Origin of the sequence: Acinetobacter lactucae (assembly GCF_001605885.1) — a bacterium.
Taxonomy (GTDB): Bacteria; Pseudomonadota; Gammaproteobacteria; order Pseudomonadales; family Moraxellaceae; genus Acinetobacter; species Acinetobacter lactucae.
In genome coordinates, this window is the sequence record NZ_LRPE01000013.1 from 1 (window position 1) to 18,155 (window position 18,155).

Below are 18,155 nucleotides of genomic sequence, written 5' to 3' on the forward strand. Positions count from 1 at the left end.
GTATTATTATTTTATTTAGTAACTCTATTAAAGCTTAAATACTGAAAATTAATAAAATAATCTATATCTCTTAACTGCCTATAAAGTGATTAAGCCCCATTTACTTTGCAAACAAACTTATGTAACTTAGCTCAAAGTAAGCCCCTAAATGCTTCTTCTTCTCATTTCACTCATCAAAACATATATAATTTCAAAAAATGCCATATAATTTTTATAATTATAATACTCTTATACTATTTTATAATGACGTTCATTTATTATAATACCATTATAATCTTAATATATATGTTCAGTATTTCATCTATATATACCCTTTCAAATGAATATATATTAACCAAATAAACTAAATATATTATTTGTCTTTTTAATAAAAATTAATAAGAATAACCAAGGTCAGAGTTTTGAATAAACTTGTTCAGTAAAACTATAGGCAAAGGATTGATTGTATGCTGACATTACTTGGTGTTGGCATGATTTTGTGCTTCATGTACTTAATCATGTCCAAACGTTTAAGCCCTATTATTGCTTTAATTCTCATCCCATTTCTTTTCGCTCTCATTGCTTGGGGCCTAGGTCATTACTTTGAAAGTTTAAGTCATATTGAACTCAAAGGTCTCAGTGAGATGATGCTGGATGGCATCAAAAAATTAGCGCCAACTGGCGTAATGCTTTTATTCGCAATTTTATATTTTGCCTTAATGATCGATGCAGGTCTTTTCGACCCACCGGTTAAATGGATTTTAAAAAAAGTTAAAGGCGATCCTTTAAAAATTACCCTAGGAACTGTCTTTTTAACTACTCTCGTTTCTTTAGATGGTGATGGTTCAACCACCTATATGATTTGTGTCGCTGCAATGTTGCCACTTTATCAACGTCTAGGCATGAACACTCTTATTATGACAGCCCTGATGCTGCTCTGTAGTGGTGTAATGAACTTAACGCCATGGGGTGGTCCTACCGCTCGTGCTGCGAGTGCTCTTCAAGTTGATCCGAGCCATATTTTCGTACCAATGATTCTTCCAATGATCGTTAGTATTGGTTGGTTATTCTTCTTGGCATACCTATATGGTCGCTATGAACAAAAACGTTTAGGCGTGATTGAGCTTGAAAGTCATCATGGTGACAACATTACGGTATCAAAAGATCCTGAAGCGACACGTCCACATTTACGTAAAGTGAATATGGTACTCACGATTATTCTCATGATTGCATTAATCAAAGGTATTTTACCGATGTCGGTGCTATTCATGATAGCGTTCTGTATTGCAATGCTCATTAACTATCCGAATGTTGATATGCAGAAAAAACGTATTGCAATGCATGCAGATAGTGTCTTAGCAGTTGTTGGTTTAATTTTTGCGGCTGGTATTTTTACAGGTATTTTATCTGGTACAGGTATGGTTGAGGCGATGTCTAAGGAATTCGTCGCAATGATTCCTCCAAGCATGGGGCCATATCTCGCACCGATTACCGCTCTAGTCAGTATGCCTTTGACATTCTTTATGTCAAATGATGCATTCTTCTATGGTGTATTACCAATTCTTGCTGAAGCTGCTTCGCATTACGGTATTAGCCCAGAAGCTATTGCGCGTGCATCAATTATCGGTCAGCCAGTGCACCTGCTCTCACCTCTTGTTCCATCCACCTATTTGTTATGTGGCCTTGCAAAAGTTGATTTTGGAGACCATCAAAAATTCACTCTCAAGTGGGCATTTATAACATGTATGGTTTTGATGGGGACCGCTTTAGTGATTGGTGTTTTCCCACTTTTTAGCACACTTTAATTATTCTTCTAAAATAAAAGCCCCAAACGGGGCTTTTTTTATTTTTCTACATATTCAATTAATTGATCTAACACAATATGAAAATGCAACGTAATATCTTCTTCTAAAATTTTATAAGCATTATCGAACTGAACCATTGGCCAACCTTCTTTCCAAAATGGGAAGATATCGTGCAAATCTTGAGTAACGATTGCATCATCATAGCTAATCGCTTGTGCAATTTGTGCCAAAACTTGAGCAGTATCCGCACCATCAAGCTGGTTGTAATCAATCCCATGTTGCTTAAAAAGACGAATACGATCTTTCTTATAACGCATTTTCTTTTCTTGAGCTGGGAATAAGTTAAACACTAAGGTCACAGCTTCAATAAAATGACGTTCAAAATTTTGATGTAAAACAACTAAGGCATTTTTATGGCTTTCTTGTCTACCGGCTTTGCCACCCGCACGGATAATTTGCTGTGCTTCTTCCGCCAGATTTACTGTTTTAAGTTCATTAAGGCGATTTAAGATTTGGGCTGGCGTTACATCAACCATAGAAAGACCTTCGGTGCTATCGATAAAGGAGCGTATTTTGACACACTTTGCTTATTGTTGATATTCACGAATATGGTCATTATCGCTTAAAAATAAAAAAGCCCTGAATACTCAGGGCTTTTGAAGAACTTAACGAATTATAAACGTACTAACGCGATAATTTGTTCAACCAACTCATCAACATTTTCGGTTGTAATACTAGTATCAGTCCCTTCAGCAACTGTCGTTAAAACAGTTACACCGGTTTGACGCAGCAAAGCAACTTGCTCTTCCGTTAGATCAGCTTTTGCAATCGCAACTACACCTTGTTGGATCAATAAACTTTCTAAAACTTGAGCTTTCTCGATTAACTGTGCAGAAATCCCAATCACCGCTGGCTTTTGACCTAAACGTGCAGCACGATCTTCAGCTGTTACAGGATTACTATGCGCAGTCCATTCAACAGCAGCTTCAACCATACCCGCACCAACAGTTACGTTGCTTAAGCGGTCAATAAAGATGAACGAACCTGTATAACGAGAATCTTGATATTGATCAAATACAACTGGCGCATCGAACTCAACCACAACATCTGCAATCGCATTTAACTCAAGCTCTTCCACATGTGTGTGTTCAAGTGTATTCACATTCACACGATAATGGATATTAGTGACTTTAGCCGGAACGGTCTGTGTACCAATCTTAACGTTGTACAACTTACCTTTCACGAGCGGATGTTCATTCATCCATACTACTGAAGCACGAACACTACGTGAAATTAATGGTTGCTCGCCAGCACGCACCAAAACGTTACCGCGGCTAATATCAATTTCATCATTTAGAGTTAATGTAACCGCTTGGCCTGCTACAGCCTGCTCAAGATTTCCATCAAATGTGACGATTTCTTTAATTGTTGAACGCTTACCTGACGGCAAGGCAACAATCTCATCACCCACATTGATTTCACCTAAAGCAATCGTACCTGCAAAACCACGGAAATCTAAGTTTGGACGGTTTACATACTGAACAGGGAAACGAAATTCGTGTTTGTTCGACTCACGACTAATTTCCACCGACTCAAGAATGCTCATCAAGGTTTGTCCCTTGTACCACGGCGTATGAGCTGACGGATTTACAACGTTATCGCCATTTAAAGCAGAGATTGGTACAAACTGAATATTGGCTGGACGGCGATCACCTAACTGGCTTACGAAAGCATCATATTCACTCTGAATTTCATTAAAGCGTTCAGGAGAGTACTCAACCAAATCCATCTTATTGATTGCAACAACGATATTTTTAATACCCAGCAAACTTGCAATAAACGTATGTCGACGAGTTTGAGTTTGTACACCATAACGCGCATCAATCAAGATGATTGCCAAGTCCGCAGTTGACGCACCTGTTGCCATGTTACGGGTATATTGCTCATGCCCTGGGGTATCCGCAATAATAAACTTACGTTTTTCAGTTGAGAAATAACGGTAAGCTACGTCAATGGTAATACCTTGCTCACGTTCTGCTTGTAGACCGTCTACCAGTAATGCCAAGTCTGGTGCATCACCCGTAGTTCCTACTTTTTTACTGTCACGCGTTACTGCTTGCAATTGATCTTCATAAATCAATTTTGAATCGTAGAGTAAACGTCCAATAAGCGTACTTTTACCATCGTCTACGTTACCACAAGTCAAAAAGCGTAGAAGGTCTTTTTGTTCATGTTGCTTTAAATAGGCTAAGATATCTTGACTGATTAATTCTGATTGATGAGACATTGCTCAAACTCCACAAATTTAGAAATTGTCTTAGAAATAGCCTTCTTGCTTTTTCTTTTCCATTGAGCCCGCTTCATCATGGTCAATCATACGACCTTGACGCTCAGAACTCGTGGCTAAAAGCATCTCTTGGATAATTTCAGGTAACGTATCTGCTTCAGACTCAACTGCACCAGTTAACGGGTAACAGCCAAGTGTACGGAAACGTACAGACTTCATCTGTGGAACTTCACCCTCTTTTAAACGCATACGTTCATCATCAACCATTATTAACGTACCGCTACGCTCTACTACTGGACGAACAGCAGAGAAATAAAGAGGAACGATTTGAATATTTTCTAAATAGATATATTGCCAGATATCTAACTCAGTCCAGTTAGATAAAGGGAATACACGAATACTTTCACCTTTGTTCACTTTACCATTGTAAAGATTCCAAAGTTCAGGACGTTGGTTTTTCGGGTCCCAACGGTGCTTGCTATCGCGGAATGAGTAAACACGCTCTTTAGCACGTGATTTTTCTTCATCACGACGTGCACCACCAAAAGCAGCATCAAATTGATATTTATCCAAAGCCTGTTTTAAAGCTTGGGTTTTCATAATATCTGTATATTTTGAACTACCATGATCGAACGGGTTGATTCCAGCTTCACGGCCTTCTTTGTTCTGGTGAACAATTAAGTCAAAACCATGAGTTTTTGCCATGTTATCGCGGAATGCGATCATATCTTTAAACTTCCAACCCGTATCTACATGTAATAATGGGAATGGAAGTTTAGCTGGATAAAATGCTTTTAACGCAAGATGAAGCATAACAGCCGAGTCTTTACCAATTGAGTAAAGCATGACTGGGTTTTCGAATTCTGCAGCAACTTCACGAATAATGTGAATACTTTCGGCTTCAAGTTGCTTGAGATGTGTGAGTCTTGATTCAGTCATGAACACGTCCTTCTCTATCCATTTTGCCCATAAAATCTAGAAGTAGTATTAAACCACCACCTAGAAGACCATGTGGAGGAACGAGTGCCATAACAACTCCAATTTTTCGTGATAGATAATCTAACCACAAGCCCTTATATGGCTTATAGCATTAGTTATGCATTATAGTGATTTAAAACCGATTCCTTTTGCTTGTTTTTTCATATTGATATTCGATTTAATCATATACATGTAATATGCTGATTCATCTGCATAACTTCACAATCGTAGCTTGTGTATTCAACTTAAGCAAATCATGTTCTAGTCTTTAGATTTCTCTAAAAACCATAAAAAAAGAGAAGCATTAGCTTCCCTTTTTTTAAACATAATCTAATCTTAGAAACCAAACATTTTTCGTTCTAGTGGAATTTCAATCCCAATAGATGCACCTGCATCATTACCCTCAAGATCCGAGTCACTTACCCACCCATTAATTTTTAATGGAAGATCAGGTTTGATGAAATGCGTCCAAGTTAAATCAAGGGCTTTAATTTCATCGTCTTTAGGGAATGCTTTATTGATTGCCAAGTTAGATTGATTAACTTTAACCACCATTGCACGACCACTTAAACGGTTCATGACATCAAAGCGGATATCCCCACCCACTGAATACATTTGCCCGTCACCACCCATCGCGTGGCCTAACGGGAAACCATGTTGATAATAGCCATCTTTATAAACCGAATGCGTATAAGAGATACTCTTTACATCTCCATTTGTACGTGTATCAGCCCATTCCGCATAAAGTTGATAAGGCATGTTGTTATAGCTAGATGAATAGTCAACCCCAGCTAAATACATTTTCTTCGATGGTAAATAACCAGCTTCGTCTTCACCTACATATTGGCCATAAATACTTGCTGGAATATTCAACAACGGTTGCAATGACAAACGACCATCAAAGCCAGCCAACTGATTTGATGGATTTTCGGTATCTCCATAGACATTATCATTACCCTTAATTGCATCCCATAAAGAGCTAAAGCTTTCTGAGCGACCGTCTCCACCCCACTGAATAGCACGCGATGCACCTAACTCGATATATGGTAATGGTTGTGCAGTTAAACGTAATCCAATTAATTTAGCATCTGGAACTGCTTTATAATCATCTAATTGACCAGCAAAAGCTTGATATTGCCAAGGACCAATCCAAGATAACCATTTTGTCTCAAAAGAATTTTGTACAGCACGTTGTGCCGTTACACCATAAACTGGGCGGCTAGCATCGCCACGAATTAAGCTACCATCATGACCTGGACCCCACCATGTTGGAATTTGACCCGCTACTACCCACTGATTCCAAAGTTTACCTGCAACATATGAGCCTTCAACATTAACGTCTTGCCCATTATCAATTTGAGGATCTTTTTCTGCATTTACTCGGATTTTAGCATCCCAGTTTTCACCACCCGCATTAAACTCTAATGAACCTTGATATTGAGCTTTTTGGTTATCCCCAAATGCTTGTGGAATATTTTTAATATCAGTTTCAGCAAAAGCACCTACTTTAACTGTATTGTTATCTGCTTTTAATGCATTAAGAACTGAGTTAATAACTTTTTGTTGAGCTGGATGAGACACTTTTGCCTGAGAGAGCGCACGCTGAATTTCATCACCACTTAACGGCCAAGTTGAAGTGCTAATATTGATAACACCTTGTTGATTTAACCAATTTAAGTCGGTACGTAAGTCTTCATTATTTAGCACTAAACCTTGTGCAAAAATAGCGGATGAAGCAGTTGCCAATATTGCAATCGAAAGTGTTTTTCTTAGAAACATGCCAGCCAATTCTCAAAGTTATTTATGAGCAACACCTTAAATTTTTTATCACAACTTTGCAATTGTTAAACTGTGCAATTACATTTTTTAACGCTATCTTAAGGTTAGTATAATTAGGTAAGTTTCTAGATATAAAAAGTAATAAAAAAGGCAGTATAAATACTGCCTTTTTGCATCTTAGAAGATTAACCTTCTTTACGACGCATGTGCGGGAATAAAATTACATCGCGAATACTTGGCGCATCAGCAAATAACATAACTAAACGATCGATACCGATACCTTCACCTGCTGTTGGAGGTAAACCATATTCAAGTGCTTCAACAAAATCTGCATCGTAATGCATTGCTTCATCATCACCTGCGTCTTTTTCCGCTACCTGAGCTTGGAAACGTTCAGCCTGATCAATCGGGTCATTTAACTCGCTGAAGCCATTTGCTAACTCACGACCACCGATGAAGAATTCAAAACGATCTGTAACGTGTGGATTGTCATCATTACGACGCGCCAATGGAGAAGTTTCCGCTGGGTAATCAGTAATAAAAGTTGGCTGACGAAGTTTAGTCTCAACAGTTTCTTCAAATACGATCGTTTGAAGCTTGCCTAAACCAAAACCTGGCTTAACTTCTTCTTTTAACTCTTCACGAATAAATTTTGCAAGAAACTCGCGATCACCTACATTTTCAGGTGTGAACTGCGGATTGTTCTCTAAAATCGCATCGAACATAGAGATTTTTTTGAATGGTCCTTTGAAGCTAAATACTTCACCTTGGTAAGGAACATCAGTTGTACCTAGAATATCCAAAGCCAACTTTTCAAGCATATTTTCAGTCAATGCCATTAAATCTTTATAATCAGCATATGCCTGATAGAACTCAATCATCGTGAATTCAGGGTTATGACGTGTTGATACCCCTTCATTACGGAAGTTACGGTTGATTTCAAAAACACGTTCAAACCCACCAACAACTAAACGCTTCAAATAAAGTTCAGGTGCAATACGTAAGAATAAAGGCATATCCAAAGCATTGTGATGTGTTTCGAATGGACGCGCAGAAGCACCGCCCGGAATCACATGCATCATTGGCGTTTCAACTTCCATGAAACGTTCATTGTTTAAAAATGCTCGAATACCTGCAACAACTTTGGCACGGATTTCAAAAGTTTTACGTGTCTCTTCATTCACGATTAAGTCAAGGTAACGTTTACGGTACTTAACTTCTGTGTCATTTAAGCCATGAAATTTATCTGGTAACGGACGAAGAGATTTTGTAAGAAGTTCAAAACCTTCAAGATGAACATATAAGTCACCTTTGCCTGAACGTCCGATATAACCTTCGGCAGCAATGATGTCACCAAGATCTAAACCTTTAATGGTTTCAAGAATATCTTTTGGTAAGCCTTTACGGTCAACATATAACTGAATACGACCTGTCATGTCTTGAATCACCATGAAAGAACCACGGTTTAACATGACACGCCCAGCCACTTTTACATAGACATGCTCAGCGCTTTCAATTTGTTCTTTCGACTGATCTTTAAATTGTTCTTGTAGATCAGCAGCGTAATGTTCACGCTTAAAAGTATTTGGCCAAGGACTCTTTCCAGTTTCCTTTGCAACATCTTGGATTTGCTTTAATTTGGCATGACGCTGTGCAATTAAATCGTTTTCGGAAATAGTTGGTTCAGAAGTCGATTGAGCGTTTTGTTGCGTCATCTCTGCCTCGATTAAGTAAAAATGAAGTGGCATAGCTTAACAGATTGCAGGAGTTTTTCGAATGATTTCAATCAAACAAAAATGAAAAAAGACAATTTATGGAAAAGAGCAGTACTTTTTAAAGACAAAATGACTTAGACCAATCGCTAAGATCATTTTTAAAAGCTTTTAGTAAAATATAAAAAAATCCAAATAACCTCGATATTCAAAGGCCCTATTTGCCTTGTATTTTATCAATGAGATTGTGTCGCAAATAATGAAAATTCTATTTTTACATGGCTTGGATTCTTCTCGTGAATCAACAAAGTTCCACGCCATTTTACATCCTGAAAAATTTTGTATTGACGTTGATTATCGTAACTTAAGTTATGCATCTGTTGAGTACTTTTATCATCAGGCTATTCAGACGATCAAACCTGATTTACTGGTTGGTCACAGCCTTGGAGGATATTGGGCCTTAAAAACTGCCGCTCAACATAAATTAGCTGTTATTGTGGCGAATCCAAGTCTTACACCTAGTTTTCGACCTGACTACCCTCAATTGTCAGAAGATGAACTCATCCTCTCTAATCCTAAAATGGCCTATTTAGAATTAGGAGACGAGCAACTTGATATGTATCAGGTTCAAGAAAAACTTGCACCCTACATGAATATTGAAACGGTTGAAGGCGGACACCATCGTTTGGCCTATCCTTCTCGTATCAATGATTTGATTATGAAAATTTATAAAAGATATTTGGCTTAAATTGATGACGATTGCCTATTTTCCTTCTGCCAATTTCTTGATTACGTCAAAACCTTGAACGAAGCCACTTTTCAACATACCCATATATTCAGGTAAGGTGGCTAATTCGACTTTTAAAGTAGTTACATTATCCTGCTGGCTCAAAAAATACTTTTCTAATGAACCGCTCCAACCTTTAACTTCTTCACTTTCTAAATCTTCCTTACCATCCTTAATCATTCCTAAATGTTTAAAAATTAAGATTTCTGGTTTTTTCATTTCTTCAATAGTGGAAACCATGCCATTACCTTCACCATCTAGGAAATAGGTTTTACCACCGACTTGCCAATCAGTACGCATTGAGGAATCTGGAGCAAAAAATTTTGTCCAGGCATTATATGTCTCGTTATTCCAAAGTAATTCCCATACTTTTTCTATAGGCGCCTCAATTTCTACTTCGTATTCTAAATTTTCCATAGTTCATTTCCCTGATTTGTTCCATTTTTATGATGTCGAATTTTAATTTTCGCGTTTAATGATGACATCTGTTGAATCTTTATTTGTTGTTATTTAGCTTTCTTATTATATAAATCTTTTAAATGAGCAGACACTTTTTATTTCTCAATAATTTCACAAACAACATTAAGTTTTAAATTAACATTAAGAATGTATTAGTTATTATTAGTTTATGCTCAAGTTTTGCCTAAATAACCACTTATTTGTCCTAACCTGCCATTCATCTTTGCTTACGAATGATTAAACTCCGTTATTTGCTTTACATTAAATGTAGAACTGCGTAAAAATTTGATATCCGATCAAAGGCACATTGGTTATTATTGACCGGATCGTGGTTACATTATTAATAGATGGAATAGTTTTACTGAAAGGCAGCTTTGAGCAAACTTATCAGTGCGGAGAGTCTCATGAAAAAATATCAATGTATCGTTTGTGGATGGATTTACGATGAAGCAGAAGGTTGGCCACAAGACGGCATTGCAGCTGGAACAAAATGGGAAGATATCCCTGATGACTGGACTTGCCCTGATTGTGGTGTTTCAAAAGCTGACTTCGAAATGATCGAAATCTAATGATTTAAAGTAAAAGGCCATGATTGACATGGTCTTTTTTACGAATATTACCAATCACCGTATTAAATAAACAATTCTAACTCTGGAGAGAAAAATGCATCCTATCGTCATTATCGGATCAGGCATGGCGGGTTATACCTTAGCACGTGAGTTTCGTAAGCTTAGCCCAGAGCAAGAACTTGTGATGATTTGTGCGGATGATGCAGTGAATTATGCAAAACCAACATTATCAAATGCGTTTGCAGGTAAAAAAGCACCTGAACAGATTGCTTTAGGTGATGCTGCTAAAATGGGTACCCAGCTCAATATGCGTATTGAGCCTTTCACTTTTGTAAAAGAAATTTTAGCTGAACGTCATGAGCTTGTTCTTGAAAAAGACGGGGTAACTTCGAATCAACCCTACTCAAAACTGATTTTAGCGGTTGGTGCTAACCCAATTCGTCTTGCAATTGCAGGTGATGGTAGTGATGACATTCATGTAGTGAACTCGCTAATTGATTACCGTGCTTTCCGTGAAAATCTAGCTCAACGTAAAGACAAACGTGTTGTTATTTTGGGTGCCGGTTTAATTGGTTGTGAATTTGCCAATGACTTACTTCACAGTGAATATGACATCACTGTCATTGATTTGGCACCTCAACCATTAGGTCGCTTGTTGCCAGGTCATATTGCTTCTGCATTCCAGCAAAACCTCGAAGAGGCTGGTGTTAAATTTGCATTAGGCACAACCGTTGAAAAAGTCAGCAAAATTAATAATGGTGAAGACTATGCGATTACACTCGCAAACGGCCAAACTTTGGTAGCCGACATTGTTCTTTCAGCGATTGGTTTACAGCCAAATATTTCACTTGCGAAAAGTGCAGATATTCAAACAAGCCGTGGCATTATTACCAATAGTTTACTTGAAACGAATCAAGCTGACATTTATGCGATTGGGGATTGTGCAGAAGTAAATGGCACGCTACTTCCGTATGTAATGCCAATTATGCAGCAAGCTCGTGCTCTTGCAAAAACCCTCAGCGGACAACAAACTGCCGTGCACTACCCTGCTATGCCAGTTGCAGTAAAAACTCCTGCAGCACCACTTACAGTGTTACCAGCTCCAGTGGATGTAGAAGTGAACTGGGAAACAGAAGAGTTCGACGATGGTATGCTTGCTAAAGCAATTGACAATGATGGAACATTGCGTGGTTTCGTATTGTTAGGTGCAACGGCAGGTAAACAACGCTTAACTTTAACAAAGCTTGTTCCAGATCTTATTCCAGCTCAAGCATAAGGTTTGAATCAGGAATACTCTTTTGTGAGTATTCCTTTGAGGAATGAATAACATGAATAGTGCCTTACAGTTTAACATTTCACCGTACACATCTTTCATGCAAGAGACCAAAGTCAACTTAGGCAATGGTATTGAGCTACATGTAGAAGTAGGTGGAAAACCGGATCATCCAACCATTTTGTTAATTATGGGTCTTGGGGCTCAAATGCTTTTCTGGCCGGATTTCTTCTGTAAATCACTCATTGATCAAGGTTTTCGTGTTATTCGTTTTGATAATCGTGATATTGGCCTTTCATCAAAAGTGCGTCATGAAGGTAAGCGATTAAATACGGTTAAATTGATGGGTCGCTTTGCACTTGGGCTAAGTAATCAAGGTGCACCTTATACACTGCATGATATGGCAGATGATGTATCAATGCTTATTGATCGCCTAGGAGTGACTAAAACGCATGTCATTGGTGCATCAATGGGCGGGATGATTGCTCAAATTCTTGCAGCAAAATACCCTGAAAAGGTTGAGAAACTGGGGCTCATGTTTACCAGTAATAATCAGCCTTTTTTACCCCCTCCTTTTCCTAAACAACTTTTAAGTTTAATTGGCAAACCCGAGTCACGTGACGAAGATGGTATTGTTAATCACAGTTTAAAATTATTTCAATTGATTGGTTCACCTGGTTACGTCAACCAGATTGAAGCAATGCAAACTGCACGCAAACTTTATCAACGTAGCTATTATCCTGCTGGTGTACTTCAACAGTTTTTAGCAATATTATGTACAGGCTCCTTACTTCAGCTGGACCGTGAAATTAAGCAACCCGCATTAGTCTTACATGGCTCTCGTGATCGCTTGCTTCCACCTAGTCATGGTAAGGCTGTAGCAAAAGCAATTTCCGGTGCTAAGTTTGAATTAATTGATGGAATGGGGCATGATATCCCTGCACATTTTATTCCACAGCTTAGCGGTTTATTTGCGCATCATTTTAAATCATCATACTAGGACACTATGGCTGCATTACCCTCACTAAGACAGCTATCATATTTAGTTACGTTGTCGGAAACTTTGCATTTTACTGAAGCAGCACGCCGCTCTTTTGTCACGCAATCGACGTTATCAGGCGGCATCATGGAGCTTGAACGATTGTTAGGTGGCGTTCTGGTAGAGCGTGACCGTCAGAATGTGCGTTTAACACCATTGGGTGAACAAGTTGTTGCTCGTGCCCGTGTACTACTAGCAGATGCTCAAGATTTAATGCGTTTGAGCCGTGAAATGAGTGAACCGTTAACAGGTGATTTGCATTTGGGTGTTATCCCAACCATTGCACCTTTTATCCTGACACGCTTACTTGATGAAGTGCATCAGCAGTTACCTAAAATTCAGTTGCATCTGCATGAAGCTCAAAGTGAAAAAATTGTAGAGCGTCTAGAACACGGTAATCTAGACATGATTGTTCTTGCTCTACCGTTTGATACTAGAGGCTTAAAAGTCGCTGAAATCTCGAAAGAAAACTTGTACCTTGTGTGTAGTAAACAAGATGCAAATGCTTTACAAGCAAACTCTCTAGATGATCTTGATTTATCAAGATTAATTTTGCTTGAAGAAGGTCACTGTTTACGTGATCACGTTTTAAGTGCTTGCCCTATCGGTGAACGTAAAAACGACAACCGTTTAAAAGCAAGCTCTTTACCAACTTTGGTGGAAATGGTTTCTTCTGATTTAGGCTTTACGCTTTTACCAGAAATTGCAATTGATAACAGTATGATCAAGTTTAATGATCAAATTACTGCTAAACCAATTGAAGATGCCCCAAGTCGGACTTTAGCGCTAGTCACTCGTAAAAGCACACCGCTACAAAGTGAGTTTGATGTCTTACTGCAAATTATGCAAAAAATCACCACAAACTTACACGAATAAAAAAAGGAGTCTTCGGACTCCTTTTTATTTTACTGAGCTGTAAGAGATGCCCACTTAAACACCCAAGCAGATTGCATATTCAAACTATTATCAGCAATAATTTTTTCTCTAATAATTTGTGCGATAGCATAATCATTGGCTGGGTCTATCATGACCCGTATTCCTTTAGTCGTTGAGCTGGTTACGACCTTATAGCCCTTTGCTTCAAGCTGAGATTGAACACGATTTGCTTTATTTTGGTTAGAAGCTAGCGCCACCTGTACCATCCACTTTTTTTCACCATTTTCTAAAATTTCTTTAGCGATCGCAGCATCAAGTTGTTTTTTATTTTCAGAATTTTTCTTTTCTTCTAATTTCTTTGTGTGAACATCCTCAGTTTTCTTGTGAGCTAAAAACTCATCTTGCTTTTGTTTTCTTTTCTGGATAATTATTGCTTTATTCCTCACTTCACTTTTTTTAGCTTTATCATTAGAAGCTGGCGCAAAATAAGGATATATTACTTGATCATCAAACCTTTGAAATACAATGATATCCCCATAACACTTCTGATCTGCGTAAGCGGTCACTGGTATTATCCCCAAAAGTATTTTAATAAGTAAACTTCTAATAAAGCACTGCATTTTATTCATTTACCAAATTTAAGTATATTTAATGCGGCGTATTAAAGTAGATTTCACATGATTTGTATATTTTTAAAATTCAATGTTTTATGGCAAAAATCACATATTTTTAAAACATCTTGCTGTGTTTCAAATTATTATCGTTTACCCAACAACCATTTAGAAAAACTAATTAAATTATTTTGAATTTCAATGCATTAAAAAGCCGACAGAATGTCGGCTTTTATTTAATCCTGAAAATACATTATTTAATGATTTCCAATAGTGCTCTTTGAGCATTATGCAATTTTTCACCCTCTGCTGGCTCAGCACGCACCCAAGTACCATCTGACTGTAGTAACCAAGCTTGCTGATTATCTTGCAAATAGTTCACGAGGCCTTGTTGATAGATACGTTTTTTCAGTGCAGGATCTTCAACAGGGAAACATGCTTCAACACGGTTAAATAAATTACGATCCATCCAGTCTGCGCTTGAGCAGTAAATACGTGCATCACCATTATTGCTGAAGTAATAAACACGAGTATGCTCAAGGAAACGTCCTACAATTGAACGTACACGAATATTTTCCGATAAGTTAGGTAAACCCGGACGTAAACAGCAAATAGAACGAATAATCAGGTCAATCTGAACACCTGCTTGAGATGCTTCATATAATTTATTGATCAATTGAACTTCTGTTAGAGCGTTCACTTTCACAATAATTTGAGCTTTACGTCCTGCCTTAGCATTGGCAATTTCTTCATCAATAAAGTTGATGAGTTGAGCATGTAAGGTAAATGGCGCATGTAATAGCTTTTTCAATTTCGCCATTTTGCCCATACCCGTGAGTTCTTGGAATATGCGGTGCACGTCTTCACACAGATCTTTATCAGTCGTCATGAGACCATAATCTGTATAAATTCGAGCATTCATCGCATGGTAGTTACCTGTTCCTAAATGAACATAACGCACCAGTTTGTTGTTTTCACGGCGTACCACCATAATCATTTTGGCGTGAGTTTTATAACCTACGATACCGTAAACAACGACAGCCCCCGCTTCTTGTAAAACGTTAGCGACTTCAATATTGGACTCTTCATCAAAGCGAGCGCGCAATTCAATCACTGCAGTCACTTCTTTCCCATTACGCGCAGCTTCCGCCAAAATCTGTACAATTTCAGAGTCAGCACCACTACGGTAAAGTGTTTGCTTGATTGCCAACACTTGTGGATCGCGAGCAGATTCACGAAGTAGCTGAATCACGGGAGCGAAAGATTCAAATGGATGATGAAGCAAAATGTCTTGCTTCTGCATTGCCGAGAAAATGCTCTCGGTCTTTTTAAACACTTTAGGCACAACCGGCGTATGCGAGTCATAACGCAAATGAGGGCGTTTAAAATTTGAAACCAGACGAGCCAAGTTTACAGGACCATCAACTTTGTATAATTGCTCATCGGTTAAATCAAATTCTTCCAATAAGTACTCATAAATATGCTGTGGACAGTTATGAGTCACTTCTAAACGAACCGCGCGACCGAAACGTCGAGAACTTAATTCACCTTTTAAAGCTTTTGCTAAATCTTCAACATCTTCATTTAATGCCAAGTCCGCATTACGTGTAACACGGAATTGATAACATCCAGTTGCAGTCATTCCTGGGAATAAATCTGACACATGCTCATGGATAATGGCAGATAGCATCACGTGATGTTCTTTACCACCTGTTAACTCATCTGGCAGTCGAACCACGCGAGGTAATGAACGTGGTGCTGGTACCACAGCTAAATCAATTTGACGGCCAAAAGCATCTTTACCTTCTAAAGTCACAATAAAGTTCAAGCTTTTATTGACGAGACGTGGGAATGGATGCGCTGGATCTAAGCTAATTGGTGTTAGTACAGGTGCAACTTGCTCTTGGAAATATTTCTTAATCCATGCTGACTGTGCGGGCGTTAACTCACCACGACGGAGGAAGCAGATATCTTCTTCACGTAGCTTAGGTAATATTTCTTCATTTAAAATACGATACTGACGTTCAATCGCGGCATGAGCAGTTTCAGAGATTTTTTGTAGGACTTGTCGTGGGGTTAAACCATCAGGGCTACGACTTTCATTGCCTAGAGAAAATTGCTCCATTACCCCCGCAACGCGAATTTCAAAAAACTCGTCTAGATTGCGTGAAAAAATGAGCAAGAAATTCATTCGCTCGAGCAATGGATGTAAAGGGTCTACCGCTTGCTCCAATACGCGCAAATGGAAGTCAAGAATAGACAATTCACGATTTATATAACGGTCATTATAACTATATTCTATTGGGGTCGTTGGTGTAATCGCTGTATTCATGTCTAACTCAATTCTCTATCCAGCCAAAATCTCTATAAAACAGTATGCTGCAAAAATATGACAATTTGGTAAAAACTAAAAAATTTACACATCTTTAAACATCATTATTCAGGAATCTGGGTGCTATTCATATAACGTAAAATAACGCGTTTTCTATATTGTAGTTTACGATCGTTGCGGTGATCTTGGTAATATTTCGGATCTGGCAATAACGCGGCTAAAAAAGCAGCCTGTTCGCGCGTTAAGCTTCTAGCACTTTTACCATAATAATATTGCGCGGCAGCTTCAACACCATATAAATTCTTTCCAAACTCTACAGAGTTCATATACACCTCAAGAATTCGGCGTTTTGACCACATGCGTTCCATCATCCAAGTTGCGATAGTTTCTTGGCCTTTACGAATAAACGAACGCTTATTGTATAAAAACAAGTTCTTTGCAAGTTGCTGAGACACAGTAGAACCACCAGCAACTACTTCACCCTCTTCATTATTACGCTCTAAAGCAAAACGAATCCCCTCCCAGTCAAAACCATGATGGTGGATAAATTTTGCGTCTTCTCCAGCTAAAATCGCATGTTTGAAATTGTCGCTAATATCATCATAGTCAAGCCACTCATGAATGATCGGCTCGGATGTATCTGACCAATAATCTAATCGCATAAACATGGTGGTATCAACTTCATGTGTACGCCACCAGACTAAACTTGAGAAAATCCAAAGTTGAATGAGGAGAATTGCCCCAATAAAAATTAACAACACGCGAACAATAAAAGCTTTCATGTTCGTCCTGATCTCCTGTATCCAACTTTTTTCATGTTAAGCTGTTAAGCATGTTTATATATAACAAAAGCATAGCATGACTCAATATCAGCCTCCGCACATTAATCGTAAACTCAATGTACAAACTTGGTGGCTGACCGCCCTATTGATCTTAATTAATGTAGGTTTGTTTGTCTGGCAAATTGCAACTGGTGTCGATATTAGCGACCCAGCCATGAAAGATGCTATTCATTGGGGTGCTGATTTTACACCACTTACTTTTTCTGGGCAGCCTGAACGCTTATTTAACAGCATGTTTTTTCATTTTGGTCTTGTTCACCTCATGCTTAACATGTGGGCACTCTATATTTTCGGTAATGTTGCTGAGTCACTATTTGGTCGCTTCTACTTTATAGGCATGTATTTACTTGCTGGCTTATTCGGTAGCCTTCTCAGTAGTTATATGACGATTCAAAATGGACATGAATTACTACAACATTTCGATCAGAGTTTACTTCCTCATGTCAGTGCAGGTGCTTCGGGTGCCGTAATGGGATTAGGTGCTGCGTTAACTGTTCTTTCTTTATTCCCTCCGCTTCCGCATCAAGCTTACATACTCGATAAAAAAGCCTTATTAATGGTTATGGCCATCAATCTTTTTTTTGGTTTTGTCGCAACGGGTATTAATAATGCCGCGCATATTGGCGGCATGATTATTGGAGCATTCCTTGCCCTAATGTGGTACTTAAGCTATGTCAGCAAGTTAAAAAATGTTCTCAAAATCTTAGGGTTATTAGGAGCAGTAATTATTACAGGTGGTTTTTATATGTACTGTGTACAAATCAATTCACCGTTACTTCCACTCTGGCATGAAATCATCATCCAGAACCCAGACATTATTCCTTAAC

General features: G+C 38.3%; 18 protein-coding genes. 8 read left to right on the forward strand and 10 right to left on the reverse strand.

Annotated features, from left to right (window positions below; translation table 11 throughout):
- Positions 1-446 precede the first annotated feature (446 nt).
- On the forward strand, positions 447-1,784 hold the full coding sequence (locus tag AWW73_RS07215; RefSeq protein ID WP_016144639.1) for a CitMHS family transporter: 1,338 nt from the start codon (positions 447-449) through the stop codon (positions 1,782-1,784).
- A 38-nt stretch (positions 1,785-1,822) separates the two neighbouring features.
- Here the strand turns inward: AWW73_RS07215 and AWW73_RS07220 are convergent, their stop codons facing one another.
- The 6 genes from AWW73_RS07220 to lysS all read right to left on the reverse strand — a co-directional run bounded on the left by AWW73_RS07220 (position 1,823) and on the right by lysS (position 8,543).
- Entirely contained in the window at positions 1,823-2,320 is a 498-nt protein-coding gene (locus AWW73_RS07220) for a hypothetical protein (protein WP_016144638.1), read from the reverse strand.
- Between the two features lie 137 nt (positions 2,321-2,457).
- Positions 2,458-4,071 carry a sulfate adenylyltransferase subunit CysN gene (gene cysN, locus AWW73_RS07225; protein WP_062849242.1) on the reverse strand — a complete coding sequence of 538 codons (1,614 nt, stop codon included), beginning with the start codon at positions 4,069-4,071 and terminating at the stop codon, positions 2,458-2,460.
- Between the two features lie 30 nt (positions 4,072-4,101).
- On the reverse strand, positions 4,102-5,010 hold the full coding sequence (cysD, locus tag AWW73_RS07230; protein WP_000140408.1) for a sulfate adenylyltransferase subunit CysD: 909 nt from the start codon (positions 5,008-5,010) through the stop codon (positions 4,102-4,104).
- Positions 5,003-5,101 (reverse strand): hypothetical protein, encoded by a 99-nt coding sequence (locus AWW73_RS18920; RefSeq protein ID WP_004793966.1) that lies wholly within the window; start codon positions 5,099-5,101, stop codon positions 5,003-5,005. Before AWW73_RS18920 ends, cysD begins: the two co-directional genes overlap by 8 nt.
- A gap of 284 nt (positions 5,102-5,385) precedes the next feature.
- Positions 5,386-6,828: a capsule assembly Wzi family protein gene (locus tag AWW73_RS07235; RefSeq protein WP_062849243.1), complete on the reverse strand. Its 1,443-nt coding sequence runs from the start codon at positions 6,826-6,828 to the stop codon at positions 5,386-5,388.
- A gap of 185 nt (positions 6,829-7,013) precedes the next feature.
- Positions 7,014-8,543 carry a lysine--tRNA ligase gene (gene lysS / locus AWW73_RS07240; RefSeq protein WP_062849330.1) on the reverse strand — a complete coding sequence of 510 codons (1,530 nt, stop codon included), beginning with the start codon at positions 8,541-8,543 and terminating at the stop codon, positions 7,014-7,016.
- Positions 8,544-8,799: 256 nt separating this feature from the next.
- Here lysS and AWW73_RS07245 point away from each other — a divergent pair, with 256 nt between their 5' ends.
- Positions 8,800-9,288 (forward strand): YqiA/YcfP family alpha/beta fold hydrolase, encoded by a 489-nt coding sequence (locus AWW73_RS07245; protein WP_062849244.1) that lies wholly within the window; start codon positions 8,800-8,802, stop codon positions 9,286-9,288.
- Positions 9,289-9,303: 15 nt separating this feature from the next.
- On the opposite strand, the gene AWW73_RS07250 is transcribed toward AWW73_RS07245, so the two are convergent.
- On the reverse strand, positions 9,304-9,744 hold the full coding sequence (locus AWW73_RS07250; RefSeq protein WP_031947661.1) for an SRPBCC family protein: 441 nt from the start codon (positions 9,742-9,744) through the stop codon (positions 9,304-9,306).
- A gap of 446 nt (positions 9,745-10,190) precedes the next feature.
- Here AWW73_RS07250 and rubA point away from each other — a divergent pair, with 446 nt between their 5' ends.
- From rubA to oxyR, 4 genes are all read left to right on the forward strand, one after another.
- Positions 10,191-10,355: a rubredoxin RubA gene (gene rubA / locus AWW73_RS07255; protein ID WP_000760495.1), complete on the forward strand. Its 165-nt coding sequence runs from the start codon at positions 10,191-10,193 to the stop codon at positions 10,353-10,355.
- A 94-nt stretch (positions 10,356-10,449) separates the two neighbouring features.
- Entirely contained in the window at positions 10,450-11,631 is a 1,182-nt protein-coding gene (gene rubB / locus AWW73_RS07260) for a rubredoxin reductase RubB (protein ID WP_057068522.1), read from the forward strand.
- A gap of 52 nt (positions 11,632-11,683) precedes the next feature.
- Positions 11,684-12,628 (forward strand): esterase EstB, encoded by a 945-nt coding sequence (gene estB, locus AWW73_RS07265; RefSeq protein WP_031947660.1) that lies wholly within the window; start codon positions 11,684-11,686, stop codon positions 12,626-12,628.
- Positions 12,629-12,634: 6 nt separating this feature from the next.
- Positions 12,635-13,543 carry a LysR family transcriptional regulator OxyR gene (oxyR, locus tag AWW73_RS07270; RefSeq protein WP_016144631.1) on the forward strand — a complete coding sequence of 303 codons (909 nt, stop codon included), beginning with the start codon at positions 12,635-12,637 and terminating at the stop codon, positions 13,541-13,543.
- Positions 13,544-13,572: 29 nt separating this feature from the next.
- On the opposite strand, the gene AWW73_RS07275 is transcribed toward oxyR, so the two are convergent.
- Positions 13,573-14,163, reverse strand: a complete 591-nt coding sequence (locus AWW73_RS07275; RefSeq protein ID WP_062849245.1) for an SPOR domain-containing protein — start codon at positions 14,161-14,163, stop codon at positions 13,573-13,575.
- A 57-nt stretch (positions 14,164-14,220) separates the two neighbouring features.
- Between AWW73_RS07275 and AWW73_RS18490 the strand changes: the two genes are divergently transcribed.
- Positions 14,221-14,349, forward strand: coding sequence for a hypothetical protein (locus AWW73_RS18490; protein WP_081409531.1), 129 nt, complete (start codon positions 14,221-14,223; stop codon positions 14,347-14,349).
- 58 nt (positions 14,350-14,407) lie between these two features.
- Here the strand turns inward: AWW73_RS18490 and ppk1 are convergent, their stop codons facing one another.
- A complete protein-coding gene (gene ppk1 / locus AWW73_RS07280) occupies positions 14,408-16,486 on the reverse strand; it encodes a polyphosphate kinase 1 (protein WP_016144629.1) in 2,079 nt (692 codons plus the stop codon).
- Between the two features lie 104 nt (positions 16,487-16,590).
- On the reverse strand, positions 16,591-17,268 hold the full coding sequence (mtgA, locus tag AWW73_RS07285) for a monofunctional biosynthetic peptidoglycan transglycosylase (protein WP_062849246.1): 678 nt from the start codon (positions 17,266-17,268) through the stop codon (positions 16,591-16,593).
- Positions 17,269-17,344: 76 nt separating this feature from the next.
- Between mtgA and AWW73_RS07290 the strand changes: the two genes are divergently transcribed.
- On the forward strand, positions 17,345-18,154 hold the full coding sequence (locus tag AWW73_RS07290) for a rhomboid family intramembrane serine protease (protein ID WP_062849247.1): 810 nt from the start codon (positions 17,345-17,347) through the stop codon (positions 18,152-18,154).
- Position 18,155: the final 1 nt, after the last annotated feature.

Bases quoted from the DNA above. Each gene is read 5' to 3' on its own strand.
- AWW73_RS07215 (WP_016144639.1), top strand. From the start codon at position 447: ATGCTGACATTACTTGGTGTTGGCATGATTTTGTGCTTCATGTACTTA.
- AWW73_RS07220 (WP_016144638.1), bottom strand. From the start codon at position 2,320: ATGGTTGATGTAACGCCAGCCCAAATCTTAAATCGCCTTAATGAACTT.
- cysN (WP_062849242.1), bottom strand. From the start codon at position 4,071: ATGTCTCATCAATCAGAATTAATCAGTCAAGATATCTTAGCCTATTTA.
- cysD (WP_000140408.1), bottom strand. From the start codon at position 5,010: ATGACTGAATCAAGACTCACACATCTCAAGCAACTTGAAGCCGAAAGT.
- AWW73_RS18920 (WP_004793966.1), bottom strand. From the start codon at position 5,101: ATGGCACTCGTTCCTCCACATGGTCTTCTAGGTGGTGGTTTAATACTA.
- AWW73_RS07235 (WP_062849243.1), bottom strand. From the start codon at position 6,828: ATGTTTCTAAGAAAAACACTTTCGATTGCAATATTGGCAACTGCTTCA.
- lysS (WP_062849330.1), bottom strand. From the start codon at position 8,543: ATGACGCAACAAAACGCTCAATCGACTTCTGAACCAACTATTTCCGAA.
- AWW73_RS07245 (WP_062849244.1), top strand. From the start codon at position 8,800: ATGAAAATTCTATTTTTACATGGCTTGGATTCTTCTCGTGAATCAACA.
- AWW73_RS07250 (WP_031947661.1), bottom strand. From the start codon at position 9,744: ATGGAAAATTTAGAATACGAAGTAGAAATTGAGGCGCCTATAGAAAAA.
- rubA (WP_000760495.1), top strand. From the start codon at position 10,191: ATGAAAAAATATCAATGTATCGTTTGTGGATGGATTTACGATGAAGCA.
- rubB (WP_057068522.1), top strand. From the start codon at position 10,450: ATGCATCCTATCGTCATTATCGGATCAGGCATGGCGGGTTATACCTTA.
- estB (WP_031947660.1), top strand. From the start codon at position 11,684: ATGAATAGTGCCTTACAGTTTAACATTTCACCGTACACATCTTTCATG.
- oxyR (WP_016144631.1), top strand. From the start codon at position 12,635: ATGGCTGCATTACCCTCACTAAGACAGCTATCATATTTAGTTACGTTG.
- AWW73_RS07275 (WP_062849245.1), bottom strand. From the start codon at position 14,163: ATGCAGTGCTTTATTAGAAGTTTACTTATTAAAATACTTTTGGGGATA.
- AWW73_RS18490 (WP_081409531.1), top strand. From the start codon at position 14,221: ATGATTTGTATATTTTTAAAATTCAATGTTTTATGGCAAAAATCACAT.
- ppk1 (WP_016144629.1), bottom strand. From the start codon at position 16,486: ATGAATACAGCGATTACACCAACGACCCCAATAGAATATAGTTATAAT.
- mtgA (WP_062849246.1), bottom strand. From the start codon at position 17,268: ATGAAAGCTTTTATTGTTCGCGTGTTGTTAATTTTTATTGGGGCAATT.
- AWW73_RS07290 (WP_062849247.1), top strand. From the start codon at position 17,345: ATGACTCAATATCAGCCTCCGCACATTAATCGTAAACTCAATGTACAA.